The organism is Pseudomonas sp. B34(2017) (genome assembly GCF_002112915.1).
Classification (GTDB): Bacteria; Pseudomonadota; Gammaproteobacteria; order Pseudomonadales; family Pseudomonadaceae; genus Aquipseudomonas; species Aquipseudomonas pharyngis.
Window position 1 is genome coordinate 48,180 of the sequence record NZ_NEJA01000007.1, and the last position, 18,298, is coordinate 66,477.

Genomic DNA, 18,298 nt, shown 5'->3' on the forward strand with positions numbered 1-18,298 from the left:
ACATGTGGATCGAGCGGCTGGACGCCAGTCATGCGCTGGCCTATCGCGAATTGATGCTGGAGGCGTATGACCGGCATCCGCAGGCGTTCACCTCCAGCGTGCGCGAACGTGCAGTGATGCCGTTGAGCTGGTGGGAATCACGCCTGACCAGCAAGCTCGACGCGGTGTTTGGCGCGTTCGAAGAGGGCCGGCTGGTGGGGATCGTCGGCCTGGCGTTCGAGCCTCGGGAGAAGGCCCGGCACAAGGCAACGGTGTTCGGCATGTATGTGTCGGCCGAGTTTCGTCAGCGCGGGCTGGGGCTGAAATTGATGGAGGCGGTGCTGGGGGAAGCGCAGCAGCATCCGGCGCTGAAAGTCATTCAATTGACCGTCACCGCCGGTAATGATGCGGCGTTTCATCTGTACCAGCGCTGCGGCTTCGTCCAGTTCGGCCTCGAGCCGATGGCGGTGCGGGTCGGCGAGGACTACTTCGACAAGATCCACATGTGGTCCCAGCCTTTCGTGCCAACCGCCAGTCTCAACGAACCGCGCTGACCCCATCCAGGGTCGAGAACGAGGTGTCCTTGGCCGTCAGCAGGAAATCGCGCATGTACGGCGCGTCCAGCATGTCGGCGCGGATCGCCGCGTACAGCGTCGCGAACAGACCTTTCTCGCCCAGCCGCTTGCCCTTCACGTAACCGCGCGAGCTGTATTCATGCAGCGCCCAGTGCGGCATGCCGCACACGCCACGGCCGCTGGCCACCAGCTGCATCATCATCACGGTCAGTTCCGAGGTGCGCACCTGCGCCGGCTCGATGTCGGCCGGTTCGAGGAAGCGGGTGAAGATGTCCAGCCGGTCGCGTTCGACCGGGTAGGTGATCAGGGTTTCGGTCAGCAGGTCTTCGGGGACGATGTACGGTTTGCTCGCCAGCGCATGCTGATTGGCGACCGCGAGCATGGCTTCGTAGGTGAACAGCGGCACGTAGGTGATGCCGGCGATTTCCAGCGGGTCGGACGTCACCACCAGATCCAGGTCGCCGCGAGCCAGCGCCGGCAGCGGGGCAAACGAGAAACCCGAAGCGAGGTCGAGTTCGACTTCCGGCCAGGCATCGCGGAACTGGTCGATGGTCGGCATCAGCCACTGGAAGCAGCTGTGGCATTCGATGGCCATGTGCAGACGCCCGGCGGTGCCACCGGCCAGCCGTCCGATATCACGTTCGGCGGCTCGCAGCAGCGGCAGGGTCGCGTCGGCCAGTTGCAGCAGGCGCAGGCCGGCGCTGGTGAAGCGCACCGGTTTGGTCTTGCGCACGAACAACGGCATGCCCATGCGCTCTTCCAGCTCCTTGAACTGGTGGGACAACGCCGACTGGGTCAGGTGCAGGCGGTCGGCTGCATCGACCAGGCTGTCGGCTTCACGCAGGGCATGCAGGGTTTTCAGGTGACGGATCTCAAGCACCGCAGGCTCCATGAGGAAAATTTGTGATCAACACGAAAAGGTTGAGTTTGTCTCATGTTGCCCTGGCTGTCGACAATGGCGCCATCTTTTACGCAATGGAGAACACTCGACATGGCCGTGGCACACACCCTGGGTTTCCCGCGCATCGGCGCCGACCGCGAACTGAAAAAAGCCCTCGAAGCGTACTGGAAAGGCGATCTCGATCAGGCCGCTCTGAATCAGGTCGGCCGCGAGCTGCGCGCCAGGCACTGGCAATTGCAGAAGGACGCCGGCATCGACCTGCTGCCGGTCGGCGACTTCGCCTGGTACGACCAGGTGCTGACCCACTCGCTGACCTTCGGTGTGATCCCCGAGCGCTTCGACGGTGTGCGTGACGAACGCGGTCTGCCGACCCTCGACACCTTGTTTGCCATGGCCCGTGGAGCCACGTCTTCCTGCTGCGGCGGTGAGCACGGCAAGACCCAATACGCCCAGGAACTGACCAAGTGGTTCGACACCAACTACCACTACCTGGTCCCGGAATTCACCGCCGACCAGCAATTCAAGCTGAGCTGGGAACAGCTGTTCGATGAAGTCGAAGAAGCCAAAGCCCTCGGTCACAACGTCAAACCGGTGATCATCGGCCCGCTGACTTATCTGTGGCTGGGCAAGGCGAAAGGCAACGATTTCGACAAGCTCGATCTGCTAGAGCGCCTGCTGCCGGTGTACAACGAAATCCTCGGTCGCCTCGCCGCCCAGGGCGTGGAGTGGGTGCAGGTCGACGAGCCGATCCTCACTCTCGACCTGCCGCAGGCGTGGAAAAGTGCCTTCGAACGCGCCTATCACATCCTGCAGTACTCGCCGCTGAAGAAACTGGTGGCGACCTATTTCAGTGGCCTGCAAGACAACCTCGGTTTGGCCGTCGGCCTGCCGGTGCAAGGCCTGCACATCGACGCCGTACGTGCGCCCGATCAGCTCGGTCAGGTGCTGGATCGTCTGCCGACCTACAAGATTCTCTCGGTCGGCCTGGTCAACGGGCGCAACGTCTGGCGCTGCGAACTGGAGCAGGCGCTGGCGCAACTGCAACCGGCGCAGGAGCGTTTCGGCGACAACCTGTGGGTCAGCAGTTCCTGCTCGTTGCTGCACAGCCCGGTGGATGTCGAGCGTGAAGACAAGCTCGATCCGGAACTGAAAAGCTGGCTGGCATTCGCCGTACAAAAGTGCAGCGAAATCTCGGTGTTGCGTGATGCGCTGAACGACCCGCAAGCGCCGAACGTGCAAAACGCACTGGCCGCAAGCCGCGCGATTCAAGAGAGCCGCGCCCGCTCGCCGCGTATTCACAAGGCCGACGTGCAAGCGCGGATCGAGGCGATCAATGCCAGCGACAGCCAGCGCCATTCGCCGTTTGCCAAACGCATCGCCGCACAGCAGGCGCGTTTGAAATTGCCGAAGTTCCCGACCACCACTATCGGTTCTTTCCCGCAGACTGGATCGATTCGTCTGGCCCGTCAGGCGTTCAAGCAGGGCAAGCTGTCGGTCAACGACTACCACGATGCCATGCGCAGCGAAATCCGCCACGCGGTGCAGGTGCAGGAACGTCTGGGCCTCGATGTACTGGTGCACGGTGAAGCCGAGCGCAACGACATGGTCGAGTACTTCGCCGAACAGCTCGACGGTTATCTGTTCACCCGTTTCGGCTGGGTCCAGAGCTACGGTTCCCGCTGCGTCAAACCGGCGGTGATTTATGGCGATCTGTCCCGTCCGAACGCCATGACCGTGGACTGGATCACCTATGCCCAGAGCCTGACGGACAAGGTGATGAAAGGCATGCTGACCGGTCCCGTGACCATGCTGATGTGGTCGTTCCCCCGCGAAGACGTGTCGCGCAAAGTCCAGGCGCAACAACTGGCGCTGGCCCTGCGGGACGAAGTGGTGGATCTGGAAAACGCCGGGATCAGGATCGTGCAGATCGACGAAGCGGCGTTCCGCGAAGGCCTGCCGCTGCGCCGTGAACAATGGCAGGAATACCTCGACTGGGCGGTGCAAGCGTTCCGTCTGACTGCGTCGGGTGTGAAGGATGAAACCCAGATCCACACCCACATGTGCTACAGCGAATTCAACGATGTGATCAAGGCGATCGCCGACATGGATGCCGACGTGATCACCATCGAAACCTCGCGTTCGGACATGGAATTGCTCGAGGCCTTCGAAGCGTTCGACTACCCGAACGACATCGGCCCGGGTGTCTACGACATTCACTCGCCGCGTGTGCCGGACACCGCCGAGATGGTCAAACTGATGAGCAAAGCCGTGAAGCGCATTCCGGCGCAGCGTCTGTGGGTCAACCCCGATTGCGGCCTGAAAACCCGCGCCTGGCCGGAGACCGAAGCGGCACTGGTCAATATGGTCGCCGCGGCGCGGCAGTTGCGCAGTCAGTTGGCGTAATACCTCAGAACCGGCTCACATCGAAAAACCGCTGAGGCTCTGCATTCAGCGGTTTTTTTCGCTCAGCTCCAGCGTTGGGGGAGAGTCTGCCCCGGTGTGTAAATCACATTGTCGATGTAAAGCGAACCTTTGTTTTTATAAGGATCTGAGGGACCCGAGAATCGAACTTCGACCCTCTTTACGTCAGCCGGCATATTGCCGCTGTAGTTAAAGACTGTATCCGTGGGTTGCAGCGGCGCCAGGCCAAAGTCCGCCTGAATCAATTGACCGCCTGCGTCGAAGCCCGAAATGAAATAAACCAGGAACGGGTGAGTAACGTAATCAAATGGAGGCAGGTAGTACTGGGCAGTGGGTGCGGATGCACTGAAACTCAGGGTAAAAGACCCGGAGGGGGCTTCGAACTGGGTATAGAGCAAGATGCCGTCATCCACTCCAGGGTGCAGTTGCGCCTGGTAGCTGCGGTTGTGATTGACCACGTCGGCTTTGCCGTGAAGAGCCTGTGCGATCCATGGGGTAAACCTGCCCGACTCGAAATCCCCGTTTGTAATGAGATTCGCGCTCATATTGCCTCCCTGATGCGTTGATGGCCGCCTGTCGGCCGAGAATTCATGCTGTGTCAAAGGCAGTTTTTTAACGACTGTCAGATCTGACAGTCCCGACAAGCGGTAGGTGCCACAGGCAGTTGCTGGACTCTCGCCGATTCGACCGCTCGGCACTCTTCATCAAACTGTCATCGAACTGTGGCAGCGCGCTTGAACAAACTTCATCAGACTCGCGTTCTACTGGGGTTCTGCGTTTCGGTGTTTTTCATGTTCAAGGGATTTTTTGCAATCGCGGCGTTGTTGGCCGCGGTTTTTTGCGTTCCGGCGTCCTACGCGGCGTCGCGTTGCGACGTCAATGTACCGACCGAACGGGTCGATCTGGATCAGGTGAGCCTGGCGTACCAGAGCATCGGCCGTGCGTCGGATCCGGCGCTGTTGCTGGTGATGGGCCTGGGCGGCCAGTTGATCCACTGGCCGGATGAAGTGGTGGTTGCGCTGTGTCAGCAGGGCTTTCGGGTGATCCGTTATGACAACCGCGATGTCGGTCTGTCGACCTGGCGCCAGACGCCGGTGGAAGCCAACCTGACCTTTGAAGTGCTGCGCTACAAGCTCGGCCTGCCGGTGGCGGCGCCTTACAGCCTGACCGACATGGCCGACGATGCGCTGGGCCTGATGGATGCGTTGCACGTCGAGCAATTCCACGTGCTCGGCGCGAGCATGGGCGGGATGATCGCCCAGCACATGGCGGCGATGGCGCCGCAACGGGTCGAAAGCCTGACGCTGATCATGACCAGCTCCGGTGCCGAAGGGTTGCCGGCGCCGAGCGCGGCGCTGGTGCAATTGCTGTCACGGCGCGGCGCGCCCAATCGCCAGATTGCCCTGGAGCAACAGGCCGATCTGCTGGCCGCACTGGGCAGCCCTTCGGTCAGCGATGACCGGCAGGCCTTGCTGCATCAGGCGGCGCTGTCCTATGACCGGGCGTTCAATCCCGAAGGCGTGAAGCGTCAGATCATGGCGATCCTTGCCGAACCGAGCCGGGTGGCGTTGCTCAATCAACTGCGCGTCCCGACCCTGGTGGTACACGGCACGGCTGATCCGTTATTGCCGGTGATGCACGGCGTGCACCTGGCGGCGCATATTCGCGGCAGTCAGCTGCGGCTGATTCCGGGGCTGGCGCACCGCTTTCAGGAAGCGTTCAAGGAACCTTTGCTGGCGGCGGTGTTGCCGTATCTGCGCGAGCATCGCGAAGACACGTCGCACTGGGCGCAGATCGAACCGGTGGCGGAACACAACCTGCTCTGACTCAGGCGTGCAGCCGCACCCACACCGACACCAGCAGCGTCGCCGCCATCAACCATGCCACCGCCGCCACCGCCAGCGAAGCTTCGAGGCGCATGCGGTCGACCATCACGTACAGCGTTGCCAGATACACGAAGTACGGAATGATCGACCACATGCCGAAGACGATGGTGGTCTTCAGGTCGTCTATCGAACGGCCCTTGCCGACGATGTAGTGGGCGATCAGGGCGAAGGTCGGGAACAGCGGCACCAGCCCTGCGATGTAGTAGTTTTTGGTCTTGGCCAGCATGGCGAGGATCACCACCACGGCCGCGCCGAGCATTGCCTTGAAAATCAGATCCACATCGTTCTCGCTTAATGGCTCAAGCCGTATTTCTTCACTTTGTCGAACAGCGTGGTCTTGGCCATCCCCAGTTCCAGGCTGGCCTGGGTCAGGTTGCCGCCGCTGCGTTGCAGGGCGTCGCTGAGCAGGTTGCGTTCGAACGCTTCCACTGCTTCGGCGAATGCCAGACCCTGGCCCGCGCTACCCGCGCCGGTTTTCTTGAACGCTGGCAGGCCGAGGGCAAAACGCTCGGCGACGTTACGCAGTTCGCGCACGTTGCCCGGCCAGTCATGGCTCATCAGGCTCGACAACGTCTGGTTGTCCAGCTCCGGCAGCGCCCGGTCGAAACGCAGGGCCGATTGCTGGGTGAAGTGTTCGAACAGTTGCAGGATGTCTTCGCGGCGCTCGCGCAGGGGCGGCAGTTCCAGCGTCACCACGTTGAGGCGGTAGTACAAGTCACTGCGGAATTCCCCGGCTTTGCTCGATTCGTCGAGGTCGGATTTGGTGGCCGCGATCACCCGGCAATCCACCGCCACGCTCTGGTTCGAGCCGAGGCGTTCGAGGGTGCGTTCCTGCAACACCCGCAGCAGTTTGATCTGCAACGGCAGCGGCATGCTTTCCACTTCATCGAGGAACAGCGTGCCGCCGTCGGCGTGTTCGATCTTGCCGATCCGCCGTTTGCCGGCGCCGGTGAAGGCATTGGCTTCGTGGCCGAAGATTTCGCTTTCGAACAGGTTTTCCGGCAGCCCGCCACAGTTCAGCGCAACGAACTGTTTGCTGTGACGGCGGCTGAAATCATGCAGGCAGCGGGCGACCAGTTCCTTGCCGGTGCCGGTTTCGCCTTCGATCAGCACATTAGCCGAGGTGTCGGCGACGTTGGCGATCAGTTCGCGCAGGTTCTGCATGGCCGGCGAGCGCCCGATGATCCGTCCTTCAAGTGAGTCGCGCTCGGCCAGTTGCCGGCGCAGGGACGAGACTTCGCGATTCAGGCTGCGTTGCTCCAGCGCACGACGGGCCACATCGACCAGACGCTCGGGGGAGAACGGTTTTTCCATGAAGTCGTAGGCGCCTTTCTGCATCGCGCCGACCGCCATGGAAATATCGCCGTGGCCGGTGATCAGCACCACCGGCAGGCTGCGGTCGCGTTGCTTGAGTCGGGTCAGCAGTTCCAGGCCGTCGATGCCCGGCAGGCGAATGTCGCTGATGACGATCCCGGCGAAATTGTCACCGACTTGCTCCAGCGCTTCTTCGGCACTGCCGACGCCGATGCAGGGAATGTCTTCCAGCGTCAGCGCCTGCTGGCAGCCGAGCAGGACATGGGGGTCGTCTTCGACGATCAATACACTGAGGTCGTTGTTCATATTGGCTCGGCAGGAGTAGGGCTTACCAACGGTAAACTGAGGACGAAGGTGGTACCACCGCTGGCCGGGTGTTCGACACCCAGATGCCCGCCGGTGGCGGCGGCGAGGCTGGCCGACAGGGTCAGGCCGAGGCCCAGGCCCTGTTCGCCGGGCTTGGTGGTGAAGAACGGTTCGAACAGATGCTTGCGCGCTTCGGCGTCGATGCCGTGGCCGTTGTCGCGCACGCGCAGGCGATATTTGCCGTTGAATTCTTCGCCTTCCAGCCACAGTTCCGGCAGCGGTTGCGCCTGCATGGCGTCGAGGGCGTTGCCGATCAGGTTGACCAGAATCTGTTCCAGGCGCGTCTGGTCGATCTGCACCTGCACATCGTCGAACTGGCGATGCACTTTCAGGGCGGCACTTTCCACACGGGCGCCGAGCACTTGCAGGGCGGCGTCCACTGCTTTGCCGAGGCTGGCGCGGCCCTTGTCGTCGCCACGTCGGGCAAAGGAGCGCAGGCTGGCGGTGATCCGGCCCATGCGGTCGATCAGGTCGTTGATGGTCTTGAGGTTGGTGCTGGCGACATCGAGCTGGCCGCGCTCAAGGAAGCGAATGGTGTTGCCCGACAGCGTGCGCATCGCCGCCAGCGGCTGGTTCAGTTCGTGGGCGATGCTGGTGGACATCTGGCCGATGGCGGCGAGTTTACCGGCCTGCACCAGTTCGTCCTGGGCACGGCGCAGAGTCTCTTCGGCCTGACGCCGTTCGCGGATCTGGCTCTTGAGCCGGTCGTTGCTGGCGCGCAGGTCGGCGGTGCGTTCGGTAATCCGACGCTCCAGCTGATTGTTGGCTTCCTGCAAGGCTTCGCGGGCGGCGAGGCGGGTGGCGATGACCTTGCGCCGTTCGTTCCAGGCGATCAGCAGGAATGCCACCAGGGCAAACGCCACGGCCACCAGAATCCCCTGATTGATTGCCTCGCGCCGCAGATCCTGCAACGGCGTGAGCAGGGTGAAATTCCACGGGGTATCGCTCAACGGTCGGGTTTGCGCCAGGTAGCTGATGTTTTCTTCATCGCCATCCTGTTGGCTCGGCACTTCGCTGTTGGCCGGGAAGGTGAGTTTTTCCACGCCTTCGGACAGGGTTTCCCGGGCCAGCGGTTGCAGCTCGTTCAGCGGGAACCAGTAGTACTGCAGGCTGCGGGCGAGTTTTTCCTTGGTCTCGTCGCTCAACGGTATGACCGATTTCAGGCGCCGGGCCGGATCGCTGGAGAGAATGATGATGCCGTTTTCATCGCTGACGAAGGCTTCGAGACGCGCCCGTTGCCAGCGTTCTTCCATGGCTTCCAGGCGTACCTTGACCACCGCGACGCCGATGATCTTGCCGTGTTCTTCGAGGCCGTGGGCCAGGTAATAACCGGGTTCGCCGTTGGTGCTGCCGATTCCGTAGAAACGTCCGGGCTGGCCGCGAATGGCGTTCTGGAAGTAGGCGCGGAACGACAGGTCTTCACCAAGGTAGCTGTCGACGTCGCGCCAGTTGCTGGTCGCCATGACGCGGCCGGTGGTGTCCATGACGTAGATGGCCCGACTGCGGCTGCGCCGGTTCAGGCCTTCAAGGTAATCGTTGACCGTTTGCCGGTGTTCCGGGGTCGGGTCGTCCAGCAGCTGCGAAACGCTCGATTCGAGCTCCAGCAGGCTGGGCAGGTAGGTGTATTTGCTGATCTCGCTTTCGACCGCGCGGGCGTGCAGTTCCAGTTGGCGCTGGCCGTTTTCGCCGAGGCTGCGGATGCCGAAATGTTCGCTGGTCCAGAAGCCGATGTAACCCAGTCCGATCATCAGGGCGATGACCAGCGGCGGCAGGAACAGGTGGCGGATCAGACGGGGTTTCACGGCAAGTGATGGCGGCGTGGCGCGATAGAGAGTGGGGTCGCATTTCATCACAGATGCCTTGGGTCAACCACCTGCATTCCCCGACAGTGGATGTCGGGGAATGCAGCCGTTTTTAGTGCTGCAGGATTTTCTCGAGGAAATGCTGCGCGCGTTCGGAGCGTTGGCTGATGTCGCCAAAGAACTCTTCTTTCTTGCAGTCTTCGATGATCTTGCCGGCGTCCATGAAGATCACGCGGTCGGCCACTTTGCGTGCGAAGCCCATTTCGTGGGTCACGCACATCATGGTCATGCCTTCGTGGGCCAGCTGCACCATCACGTCGAGCACTTCGTTGACCATTTCCGGATCCAGCGCCGAGGTCGGTTCGTCGAACAGCATCACGATCGGGTCCATCGCCAGCGCACGGGCAATCGCCACGCGCTGTTGCTGACCACCGGACAGTTGCCCCGGATGCTTGTGGGCGTGAGCCGACAGGCCGACACGTTCGAGCAGTTGCAGACCTTTCTTGGTGGCTTCCTCCTTGCTGCGGCCCAGCACCTTGATCTGCGCAATGGTCAGGTTTTCGGTGATGGTCAGGTGCGGGAACAGTTCGAAATGCTGGAACACCATGCCGACGCGCGAGCGCAGTTTCGGCAGGTTGGTCTTCGGATCGGCAATCGACGTGCCGTCGACCACGATGTCGCCTTTCTGGAACGGCTCCAGTGCGTTGACGCACTTGATCAGGGTCGACTTGCCCGAACCGGACGGACCGCAGACCACGATCACTTCACCCTTTTTGACCTCGGTGCTGCAATCGGTCAGCACCTGGAAGTCCCCATACCACTTGTTGATGTTCTTGATAGAGATCATACGGCGAACCTTTTTTGCAGACGCTTGACCAGCACCGAGGCGGCAAAGCTGATGGTGAAGTACACGAGACCTGCGAAGATCAGGAACTCATTCGAGCGGCCAATGATGTCGCCACTGGCGCGCGAGGCGTTGAGGAAGTCCACCAGGCCCACGGTGTAGACCAGCGAGGTGTCCTGGAACAGGATGATGCTCTGCTGCAGCAGCAGCGGGGTCATCTTGCGGAACGCCTGAGGCAGGATGATCAGGCGCATCATCTGGCCGTAGGTCATGCCCAGTGCCTGCGCCGCGCCCATCTGGCCTTTCGGGATCGACTGCACGCCGGCCCGGACGATTTCGCAGAAGTACGCCGCTTCGAACATCATGAACGCCACGATGCACGAGGTGAACGCGCCGATCGGGGTGTCTTCGCCGGTGATCCAGCGCAGCACGAACGGCACTGCCAGATAGAACCAGGTGATCACCAGCAGCAGCGGGATCGAACGGAAATAGTTGACGTACGCACCGGCGATGCTCGACAGCAGTTTGCTGTGGGACAGGCGCATCAGCGCGAGGATGGTGCCGAGGATGATCCCGCCGACCACGCCCAGCGCCATCAGCTTGAGGGTCATCAGCATGCCGTTCCACAGGCCGGGAATGGCCGGAACGATGCCACTGAAATCGAATTCCATTATTTACCCCCCACGGAGATCAGGCCGGGCACGGCGACTTTCTTCTCGACCATGCGCATCAGCAGCATCAGGCTCATGTTGAGGGTGAAATAGATCAGGGTCGCCAGGGTGAAGGCTTCAAACAGGTTGGCCGAGAATTCGGCGGTCTGTTTGGTTTGCGCCAGCAGCTCCATCAGACCGATCAGGGACGCCACGGAGGAGTTCTTGAACACGTTCAAAAATTCCGAGGTAAGCGGCGGAATGATGATCCGGTAGGCCTGGGGCAGCAGCACGTTCCAGTAGATCTGCGGCAGCTTGAAACCCATGGCGCGGGCGGCGGATTCCTGGCCGCGTGGCAGCGCCTGGATGCCGGTGCGAACCTGTTCGCAGACACGGGCGGCGGTGAACAGGCCCAGGCACACGACAACGCTCAGGTAGGCCGAAGTGGTCGGGTTCAGGTCCTGCTTGTACCACTCCTGCAGATCCGGCGGCAGCAGATCGGGCACCAGGAAGTACCAGATGAACAGCTGAACCAGCAGCGGCACGTTACGGAACAGTTCGACGTAGCAGGTCGCGATGCCCGACACGATGCGGTTCGGCACGGTGCGCATGATGCCCAGCAGCGAGCCGAGCAGCAGGGCGATGATCCAGGCCACGATGGCGATGGCGATGGTCCAGCCCAGACCGGAAATGAACCAGTCGAGATAGGTCTCGCTGCCCACGCCGGTGGACTTGAAGAACACGCCCCAGTCCCAGTTGTAATTCATTAGGGTCTCCCCTCGATTCGATCGATGTACAAGTGCCCGCCTGGGGAAGCTCCGTTCCCGCCCTGATTGTGAAAATCAGGCACACGCGATCGGCTCGACAGCCACCGGTTCGAGTGTTTCCAATAAGTGCCAGCAGGGAGTGACCATCCCCTGAAAAGGCAGGCGCCTCCTCAGGGGATAAGGTTAGTCAGAAATCAGGATTTCTTGTCGTCAGCCGCTTTGTCGGTCGGATTGGCGATCAGGGCCTTGAGCTCGTCGCTCATCGGGAAGTTCAGGTTCAGGCCTTTTGGCGGAATCGGCTGCATGAACCATTTTTCGTAGATCTTGTTGATCTCGCCCGACGCGTAGGTCGCCTTGATGGCGTCGTCGACAGCCTTTTTGAACGGCGCATCGCCCTTGCGCATCATGCAGCCATAGATTTCGTACGACTGTGGAGTACCGGTCACGGCCCAGTCGGAGGCTTTCTTGGCTTTGGCGGCTTCGCCGGCCAGCAGGGCATCGTCCATCATGAACGCAACGGCACGACCCGATTCCAGCATCTGGAAGGACTCACCGTGGTCCTTGGCGGAAATCACGTTCATGCCCATCTGCTTGTCAGCGTTCATCGCCTTGAGGATACGCTCGGAAGTGGTGCCGGCGGTGGTCACGACGTTCTTGCCTTTCAGATCGTCGAAATCCTTGTACTTGGAGTCAGCCTTGGACAGCAGACGGGTACCGATTTCGAAGATGCCGACGGAGAAGTCGACCTGTTGCTGACGCTCGACGTTGTTGGTGGTGGAGCCGCACTCGACGTCCACGGTGCCGTTCTGCACCAGCGGGATACGGGTTTGCGAAGTGACGAGGTTGTATTTGACCTGCAGGTTTGGCAGGTCCAGGTCTTTCTTGATCGCTTCGACGATGGCCAGCTGGATATCGTGGGAGTAGCCGACCGGCTTGCCGGAAGCGTCAGCGATGTAGGAGAAAGGAATGGAAGCGTCACGGTGGCCCAGGGTGATGACGCCGGACTCTTTGATCTTCTTAAGGGTGCCGGTGAGTTCGGCAGCGAAAACTGGTGTGCTGATCAGAGCGGCAGCAATGGCTGCGCCCAGGATATGGGGAACGATGCGCATCAAATTTTCCTCGACATTGTTTTTTTTATGGAGCCGGTTGAGCGGGCCCTTTTGAGCTTCGAATGCCTGACGGCTCCTGTTGTGTTGGCGCAACAGGCATTCGTCGAAGGAGTGTAGAGCATGAGTCGTGCCAGACCAGTCGCTACACGTTAATGCATTGATTTATAACGTTATTAAAGTTTTGTGATGGTGTTTTTCCGTGGATCTGATCCGGTTAACCGAATTGACCGTCAGGTCGCGTTCGGAAAACCGAACGTCTGCGACACGCCTTGTTTCAGCCTGAATGCAAAAAGCCCCTGAATCTTTCGATTCAGGGGCTTTTTGTTCAGCGACGAACGAATCAGGCCGCTTCGATCTTGCTGCGGTTCTGCTCGACCTTGTTCAGGTACGCCGCCAGTCGCTCTTGCTCGGCCGGTGTGGTGAACAGGCCCAGTTTGCTGCGACGCCACAGGATGTCGTGCGCGGTGGTGGCCCATTCTTCGGTGCACAGGTAATCGACTTCACGGGTATAGAGGCCGCCGCCGATGTGTTCGCCCAGGTCGGCGAGGGTGTCCACGCCTTCGAGCATGCGCCAGGTGCGGCTGCCGTAGGTAGTGGCCCAGCGACGGGCAATTTCGGTCGGTACCCAGTCGAACTTGTCGCGGATCTGCGCGCTCAAGGCCTGTGGCGTGGTCATGTCTTCGCCGCCGGGCAGGGTGGCGGTGGCCGTCCAGCTCGGGCGCATCTGGGTGAAGAACGGCATCAACTGCGCCATCGCCGACTCGGCGAGCTTGCGGTAGGTGGTCAGCTTGCCGCCGAACACCGACAGCAGCGGCGCTTCTTCGGTACTGCCGGACAACGCCAGGGTGTAGTCGCGGGTCACGGCCGACGGGTTATCGGATTCGTCATTGCACAGCGGACGCACGCCTGAATAGGTGTGCAGGATGTCGTCACGGCTGATCTGCTTCTTGAAGTGGGCGTTGACGACTTTCAGCAGGTAATCGGTTTCGCCATCGGTGATCGCCACGTTGGCCGGATCGCCGGTGTACTCGCGGTCGGTGGTGCCAATCAGAGTCAGGTTGTTCAGGTACGGAATGGTGAAAACGATGCGCTGATCTTCGTTTTGCAGGATGTGCGCGTGATCGCCTTCGTACAGTTTCGGCACGATGATGTGGCTGCCCTGGATCAGGCGGATGCCGTACGGCGATTCCATCTTCAGGTCATCACGGATGAACTTGGCGACCCACGGACCGGCGGCGTTCACCAGCGCTTTGGCGGTGATCGAAAACAGGCTGCCGTCGGCGCGTTCCAGGTTCAGGTGCCACAGGCCCTTGGCGCGGCGGGCACTGACGCAACGGGTCTGGGTGTGAATGTGCGCGCCTTTTTCACGGGCAGCCATGGCGTTGAGAACCACGAGGCGGGCGTCGTCGACCCAGCAGTCGGAGTATTCGAAGCCTTTGCTGATTTCGCTTTTCAGTGCGCTGTCGGCGCCGAACTTCAGGCTTTTCGAGCCCGCCAGTTTTTCGCGCTTGCCGAGGTGGTCATAGAGGAACAGGCCTGCGCGAATCATCCACGCCGGACGCAGGTGCGGGCGGTGCGGCAGCACGAAACGCATTGGCTTGACGATGTGCGGGGCCTTGGCCAGCAGCACTTCGCGCTCGGCCAGAGCTTCGCGCACCAGGCGGAATTCATAATGTTCGAGGTAGCGCAGGCCACCGTGGATCAGCTTGCTGCTGGCCGACGAGGTGTGGCTGGCCAGATCGTCCTTTTCGCAAAGGAACACCGAAAGACCGCGACCGGCAGCATCCGCTGCGATCCCCACGCCATTGATCCCGCCGCCGATGACGGCGATGTCGTAGATCTCGGAGATAGGGGGCGTACGCAAGGTAGATGTGGACATCGGCTGGCCTCGGGCTCTTTTGATTTTCTGTCTTGGAAATCGAACATGAATGTTCATTTGCGAAAATGGTAGCCCATAAAGACGCGCGCAGCCAGTCGACTTCGATTGAAAAAACTCATCGAAGGGCCGAGAAAGGAAAATATTCGAACATGAAATGCGCGTTAGAGTACTGATCGTTCCCACGTCGAGGCGTCGAACCGTCTGCGTGGGAATGCATACATTGACGCTCTGCGTCGGCTTCTGAATGGGACGCAGAGCGTCCCGGGCGGCATTCCCACGCAGAGCGTGGGAACGAGAATTCGCCGGGAGGGAGTTATGCGGGAGAGGGTTAAACGACTTCCAGACGAATCTTGTGCTGGCTCAGCAGTTGCGCCAGCGCCGGCACCGGCTGCTGATCGGTGACCAGGCAATCGATCAGGCTGATCGGGCCGAGGCGAATCATCGCGTTACGCCCGAACTTGCTGGAGTCCGCCGCCAGGATCACCTGCCGGGCATTGGCGATGATCGCCTGGGACACCCGCACTTCCTGGTAATCGAAGTCGAGCAGGCTGCCGTCTTCGTCGATGCCGCTGATACCCACCAGCGCAAAGTCGACCTTGAACTGGTTGATGAAGTCCACGCTCGCCTGACCCACCACGCCGCCGTCGCGACGTACGTTGCCGCCGGTCAGCAGCACATCGAAATCATCTTTGGCGCTGAGCATCGAAGCGACGTGCAGGTTGTTGGTGATGATCTTCAGGTGGCTGTGATTGAGCAGGGCGCGGGCAATCGATTCGGTCGTCGTACCGATATTGATGAACAGCGAGGCGTGATCGGGAATCTGTGCGGCGATGGCTTCGCCGATGCGTTGCTTTTCATCGCGCATCTGATCGGCGCGCATCGCGTAGGCGGTATTTTCGACGCTGGAATCATAGGCGGCGCCGCCGTGGTAGCGACGCAGCAGATTGGCTTCCGCCAGTTGATTGATATCGCGGCGGATGGTTTGCGGGGTAACAACGAACAGCGTGGCCATTTCCTCGATGCTCACATAGCCGCGTTCGCGGACCAGCTCGAGGATTTGCTGCTGACGGGGAGGCAGATTCATGGGGCTTCCTTTGGGCTGCCGTGCAAAATTTGCCCATGATGACGCAGGAATCCGCTCCCTACCAGTTTCCAAACAACGTGAAAGCTACTGCGCTCGGCAATCCTGCGTTAAAAACAGGCTCGGACTGCTCATTTACAAACCCGTAAACTCCGCGTCCTCGCCTGTTTTTGCCTTGTCTTGCCTTCGCTCGCTACGCTTTCACGCTGTTTGGACCAGCCTTAGTCAGTCCTCAGACTGGCTTATTCAGCGTCTTCACGTTCCCAATCACGGGTACGGCTGACGGCTTTTTTCCAGCCTTTATAGAGCTTCTCTTTGGCCGCTTCGTCCAGGCTCGGTTCGAACTCGCGTTCGATCACCGCTTTGCCGCGCAGTTCTTCCAGGCTGCCCCAGAAACCGCAAGCCAGGCCAGCCAGATAAGCTGCGCCGAGCGCCGTGGTCTCGCGCATTTTCGGACGTTCGACTTGAGTGCCGAGGATGTCGGCCTGGAATTGCATAAGGAAGTTGTTCGCCACCGCACCGCCATCCACACGCAGGGCCTTGAGGCGTTCGCCGGAGTCCTGTTGCATGGCGTCGAGGACGTCGCGGGTCTGGTAGGCAATCGATTCCAGCGCAGCGCGGATGATGTGATCCACACGCACGCCACGGGTCAGGCCGAACAGGGCGCCACGGGCATACGGGTCCCAGTAGGGCGCGCCGAGGCCGGTGAAGGCTGGCACCAGATACACGCCGTTGCTGTCCTTCACTTTATTGGCGAAGTATTCGGTGTCGTGGGCGTCGTTGACGATTTTCAGTTCATCGCGCAGCCACTGTACGGTCGAACCGCCGTTGAACACTGCGCCTTCCAGGGCGTAAGCCACTTCGCCGCGCGGGCCGCAGGCAATGGTGGTGAGCATGCCGTGCTGGGATTTCACCGCTTTGTCGCCGGTGTTCATCAGCAGGAAGCAACCGGTGCCGTAGGTGTTTTTTGCCTGGCCCGGCTCGACGCACATCTGACCGAACAGCGCTGCCTGTTGGTCGCCGGCGATACCGCCGATAGCAATGCCGCTTTTGGTGCGGCCGTAGATTTCCGAGGATGCTTTGACTTCCGGCAGCATCTCGCGCGGGATGTCGAGGATCTCCAGCATCTTCGCGTCCCACTCCAGCGTGTGGATGTTGAAGAGCATGGTGCGCGAGGCGTTGGTGTAGTCGGTGACGTGGACCTTGCCGCCAGTAAATTTCCAGATCAGCCAGCTGTCGACGGTGCCGAACAGCAATTCGCCGTTGCGCGCGCGCTCACGGCTGCCTTCGACGTTGTCGAGGATCCACTTCAGTTTGGTGCCGGAGAAGTACGGATCGGTGACCAGGCCTGTGGTGTCGCGGATGTAGTCTTCATGACCGTCGCGCTTGAGCTGCTGGCAGATCTCGGTGCTGCGGCGGCATTGCCAGACGATCGCGTTGTACACCGGCCGGCCGGTGGTCTTGTCCCAGACCACGGTGGTTTCACGCTGGTTGGTGATGCCGATGGCGGCGACCTGATCGTGATGCAGGCCGGCCTGGGCCAGCGCTTCGACCATCACTGCGCTCTGGGTGGCGAAGATTTCCATCGGATCGTGTTCGACCCAACCGGCTTGCGGGTAATGCTGGGCGAATTCCCGTTGTGCGGTGCAGACCACGTTCGCGTCGCGGTCGAAAATGATCGCGCGGGAGCTGGTCGTACCCTGATCGAGGGCAATGATGTAGTTCTTGTTCTGAATGTCGGTCATGTCGATTGCCTTGGACGAAATAAAGGAGAGTGGGCCGTGGCGCGGGCTCTATAAGGGCAGGAGCCCGCGCCGACTGTTTCAAGAAGTTCTTGGTTTGCCGTCAATGGCCGGTTCTGCATCCTTTGTAGCAGGTGTGACGCCGGTCAGGTGACGGGCAATCAGCCCGCGATACCCGGCAGCGCCGAGGCAGGCACCGACAATCGGTGCAAAAATCGGAATCAGGAAGTACGGGATTTCACGTGCGCCAGTGAAGGAAATTTCACCCCAGCCGGCGAAGAAAGTCATCAGTTTCGGACCGAAGTCCCGGGCCGGGTTCATCGCGAAACCGGTCAGCGGGCCCATTGAGCTGCCGATCACGGCAATCAGCAGACCGATCAGCAGCGGCGCCAGCGGGCCTTTCGGCAGGCCGTTGTTATCGTCGGTCAGGGACATGATCACGCCCATCAGGATCGCGGTGATGATCACCTCGACCAGGAACGCCTGGGCAGTCGATAGCGCAGGGTTCGGGAAGGTGGAGAACACCGACGCCAATTCCAGGCTGGCTTCAGTGCCACGAACCATATGGTGAGTTTGTTCGAAATCGAAGAACAGGTTGCTGTACAGCGTGTAAACCAGCAGCGCGCCGCAGAAGGCACCGGCGATCTGGGCCAGAATGTAGAACGGCAGTTTGCGCTTTTCGAAGTCGGCAAAAATGCTCAGAGCAATACTGACGGCGGGGTTCAGGTGCGCACCGGAAACGCCGGCGGTGAGGTAGATCGCCATGCTGACGCCGACGCCCCAGATGATGCTGATTTCCCAAAGACCGAAGCTGGCGCCCGCGACCTTGAGCGCGGCGACACAACCCGTACCGAAAAAGATCAGGAGTGCAGTGCCCAGAAACTCGGCCAGGCACTGGCTCGAGAGCGATGGTTGCTGTAACGCAGTTGTCATTGAAAACCTCGGTTTTTGTTGTTGTCTGGCGCGTTGCCGACAGGGCAAG

General features: G+C 60.7%; 16 protein-coding genes. 3 read left to right on the forward strand and 13 right to left on the reverse strand.

Translation table 11 applies throughout. The annotated features are described in order from the left end of the window. Nucleotides 1–2: 2 nt before the first annotated feature. Nucleotides 3–533 (forward strand): GNAT family N-acetyltransferase, encoded by a 531-nt coding sequence (locus CAF80_RS21860; RefSeq protein WP_085647243.1) that lies wholly within the window; start codon nt 3–5, stop codon nt 531–533. Here the strand turns inward: CAF80_RS21860 and metR are convergent. After that, nucleotides 517–1,434: a transcriptional regulator MetR gene (metR, locus tag CAF80_RS21865; protein WP_007953158.1), complete on the reverse strand. Its 918-nt coding sequence runs from the start codon at nt 1,432–1,434 to the stop codon at nt 517–519. The genes CAF80_RS21860 and metR overlap by 17 nt on opposite strands. 111 nt (nt 1,435–1,545) lie before the next feature. Between metR and metE the strand changes: the two genes are divergently transcribed. Next, the gene (gene metE / locus CAF80_RS21870; RefSeq protein WP_085667933.1) at nt 1,546–3,858 is read left to right on the forward strand and encodes a 5-methyltetrahydropteroyltriglutamate--homocysteine S-methyltransferase; all 2,313 of its coding nucleotides are present in this window, start codon (nt 1,546–1,548) and stop codon (nt 3,856–3,858) included. A 62-nt stretch (nt 3,859–3,920) separates the two neighbouring features. On the opposite strand, the gene CAF80_RS21875 is transcribed toward metE, so the two are convergent. Further along, the gene (locus tag CAF80_RS21875; RefSeq protein ID WP_074688480.1) at nt 3,921–4,421 is read right to left on the reverse strand and encodes a hypothetical protein; all 501 of its coding nucleotides are present in this window, start codon (nt 4,419–4,421) and stop codon (nt 3,921–3,923) included. A gap of 246 nt (nt 4,422–4,667) precedes the next feature. On the opposite strand from CAF80_RS21875, the gene CAF80_RS21880 reads away from it, so the two are divergent. After that, the gene (locus CAF80_RS21880; RefSeq protein ID WP_074688478.1) at nt 4,668–5,702 is read left to right on the forward strand and encodes an alpha/beta fold hydrolase; all 1,035 of its coding nucleotides are present in this window, start codon (nt 4,668–4,670) and stop codon (nt 5,700–5,702) included. 1 nt (nt 5,703) lies between these two features. Here the strand turns inward: CAF80_RS21880 and CAF80_RS21885 are convergent, their stop codons facing one another. The 11 genes from CAF80_RS21885 to CAF80_RS21935 all read right to left on the reverse strand — a co-directional run bounded on the left by CAF80_RS21885 (nt 5,704) and on the right by CAF80_RS21935 (nt 18,249). Continuing rightward, a complete protein-coding gene (locus tag CAF80_RS21885) occupies nt 5,704–6,033 on the reverse strand; it encodes a GlpM family protein (protein WP_166742312.1) in 330 nt (109 codons plus the stop codon). A 20-nt stretch (nt 6,034–6,053) separates the two neighbouring features. Further along, on the reverse strand, nt 6,054–7,334 hold the full coding sequence (locus CAF80_RS21890) for a sigma-54 dependent transcriptional regulator (protein ID WP_235375867.1): 1,281 nt from the start codon (nt 7,332–7,334) through the stop codon (nt 6,054–6,056). A 44-nt stretch (nt 7,335–7,378) separates the two neighbouring features. Further along, a complete protein-coding gene (locus tag CAF80_RS21895; protein ID WP_039765823.1) occupies nt 7,379–9,292 on the reverse strand; it encodes a sensor histidine kinase in 1,914 nt (637 codons plus the stop codon). 64 nt (nt 9,293–9,356) lie between these two features. After that, nucleotides 9,357–10,091 carry an amino acid ABC transporter ATP-binding protein gene (locus CAF80_RS21900; RefSeq protein ID WP_007953170.1) on the reverse strand — a complete coding sequence of 245 codons (735 nt, stop codon included), beginning with the start codon at nt 10,089–10,091 and terminating at the stop codon, nt 9,357–9,359. After that, nucleotides 10,088–10,759, reverse strand: coding sequence for an amino acid ABC transporter permease (locus CAF80_RS21905; RefSeq protein WP_007953172.1), 672 nt, complete (start codon nt 10,757–10,759; stop codon nt 10,088–10,090). The genes CAF80_RS21900 and CAF80_RS21905 overlap by 4 nt, the downstream gene beginning before the upstream one ends. After that, nucleotides 10,759–11,505, reverse strand: coding sequence for an amino acid ABC transporter permease (locus tag CAF80_RS21910; RefSeq protein WP_007953174.1), 747 nt, complete (start codon nt 11,503–11,505; stop codon nt 10,759–10,761). Before CAF80_RS21910 ends, CAF80_RS21905 begins: the two co-directional genes overlap by 1 nt. Nucleotides 11,506–11,699: 194 nt before the next feature. Continuing rightward, complete coding sequence (locus tag CAF80_RS21915) at nt 11,700–12,614, reverse strand: glutamate/aspartate ABC transporter substrate-binding protein (RefSeq protein WP_039765825.1); 915 nt, start codon at nt 12,612–12,614, stop codon at nt 11,700–11,702. A 340-nt stretch (nt 12,615–12,954) separates the two neighbouring features. Continuing rightward, a complete protein-coding gene (gene glpD, locus CAF80_RS21920; RefSeq protein ID WP_074688474.1) occupies nt 12,955–14,493 on the reverse strand; it encodes a glycerol-3-phosphate dehydrogenase in 1,539 nt (512 codons plus the stop codon). Between the two features lie 328 nt (nt 14,494–14,821). After that, nucleotides 14,822–15,577, reverse strand: coding sequence for a DeoR/GlpR family transcriptional regulator (locus tag CAF80_RS21925; protein ID WP_007953179.1), 756 nt, complete (start codon nt 15,575–15,577; stop codon nt 14,822–14,824). A 239-nt stretch (nt 15,578–15,816) separates the two neighbouring features. Continuing rightward, nucleotides 15,817–17,319 carry a glycerol kinase GlpK gene (glpK, locus tag CAF80_RS21930; RefSeq protein ID WP_039765827.1) on the reverse strand — a complete coding sequence of 501 codons (1,503 nt, stop codon included), beginning with the start codon at nt 17,317–17,319 and terminating at the stop codon, nt 15,817–15,819. 78 nt (nt 17,320–17,397) lie between these two features. After that, the gene (locus CAF80_RS21935) at nt 17,398–18,249 is read right to left on the reverse strand and encodes an MIP/aquaporin family protein (RefSeq protein WP_039765828.1); all 852 of its coding nucleotides are present in this window, start codon (nt 18,247–18,249) and stop codon (nt 17,398–17,400) included. Nucleotides 18,250–18,298 lie beyond the last annotated feature (49 nt).

Excerpts from the sequence above, each read along its gene's own strand:
- CAF80_RS21860 (WP_085647243.1), top strand. The coding sequence starts at position 3 with ATGTGGATCGAGCGGCTGGACGCCAGTCATGCGCTGGCCTATCGCGAA.
- metE (WP_085667933.1), top strand. The coding sequence starts at position 1,546 with ATGGCCGTGGCACACACCCTGGGTTTCCCGCGCATCGGCGCCGACCGC.
- CAF80_RS21875 (WP_074688480.1), bottom strand. The coding sequence starts at position 4,421 with ATGAGCGCGAATCTCATTACAAACGGGGATTTCGAGTCGGGCAGGTTT.
- CAF80_RS21880 (WP_074688478.1), top strand. The coding sequence starts at position 4,668 with ATGTTCAAGGGATTTTTTGCAATCGCGGCGTTGTTGGCCGCGGTTTTT.
- CAF80_RS21895 (WP_039765823.1), bottom strand. The coding sequence starts at position 9,292 with ATGAAATGCGACCCCACTCTCTATCGCGCCACGCCGCCATCACTTGCC.
- CAF80_RS21900 (WP_007953170.1), bottom strand. The coding sequence starts at position 10,091 with ATGATCTCTATCAAGAACATCAACAAGTGGTATGGGGACTTCCAGGTG.
- CAF80_RS21905 (WP_007953172.1), bottom strand. The coding sequence starts at position 10,759 with ATGGAATTCGATTTCAGTGGCATCGTTCCGGCCATTCCCGGCCTGTGG.
- CAF80_RS21910 (WP_007953174.1), bottom strand. The coding sequence starts at position 11,505 with ATGAATTACAACTGGGACTGGGGCGTGTTCTTCAAGTCCACCGGCGTG.
- CAF80_RS21915 (WP_039765825.1), bottom strand. The coding sequence starts at position 12,614 with ATGCGCATCGTTCCCCATATCCTGGGCGCAGCCATTGCTGCCGCTCTG.
- glpD (WP_074688474.1), bottom strand. The coding sequence starts at position 14,493 with ATGTCCACATCTACCTTGCGTACGCCCCCTATCTCCGAGATCTACGAC.
- CAF80_RS21925 (WP_007953179.1), bottom strand. The coding sequence starts at position 15,577 with ATGAATCTGCCTCCCCGTCAGCAGCAAATCCTCGAGCTGGTCCGCGAA.
- glpK (WP_039765827.1), bottom strand. The coding sequence starts at position 17,319 with ATGACCGACATTCAGAACAAGAACTACATCATTGCCCTCGATCAGGGT.
- CAF80_RS21935 (WP_039765828.1), bottom strand. The coding sequence starts at position 18,249 with ATGACAACTGCGTTACAGCAACCATCGCTCTCGAGCCAGTGCCTGGCC.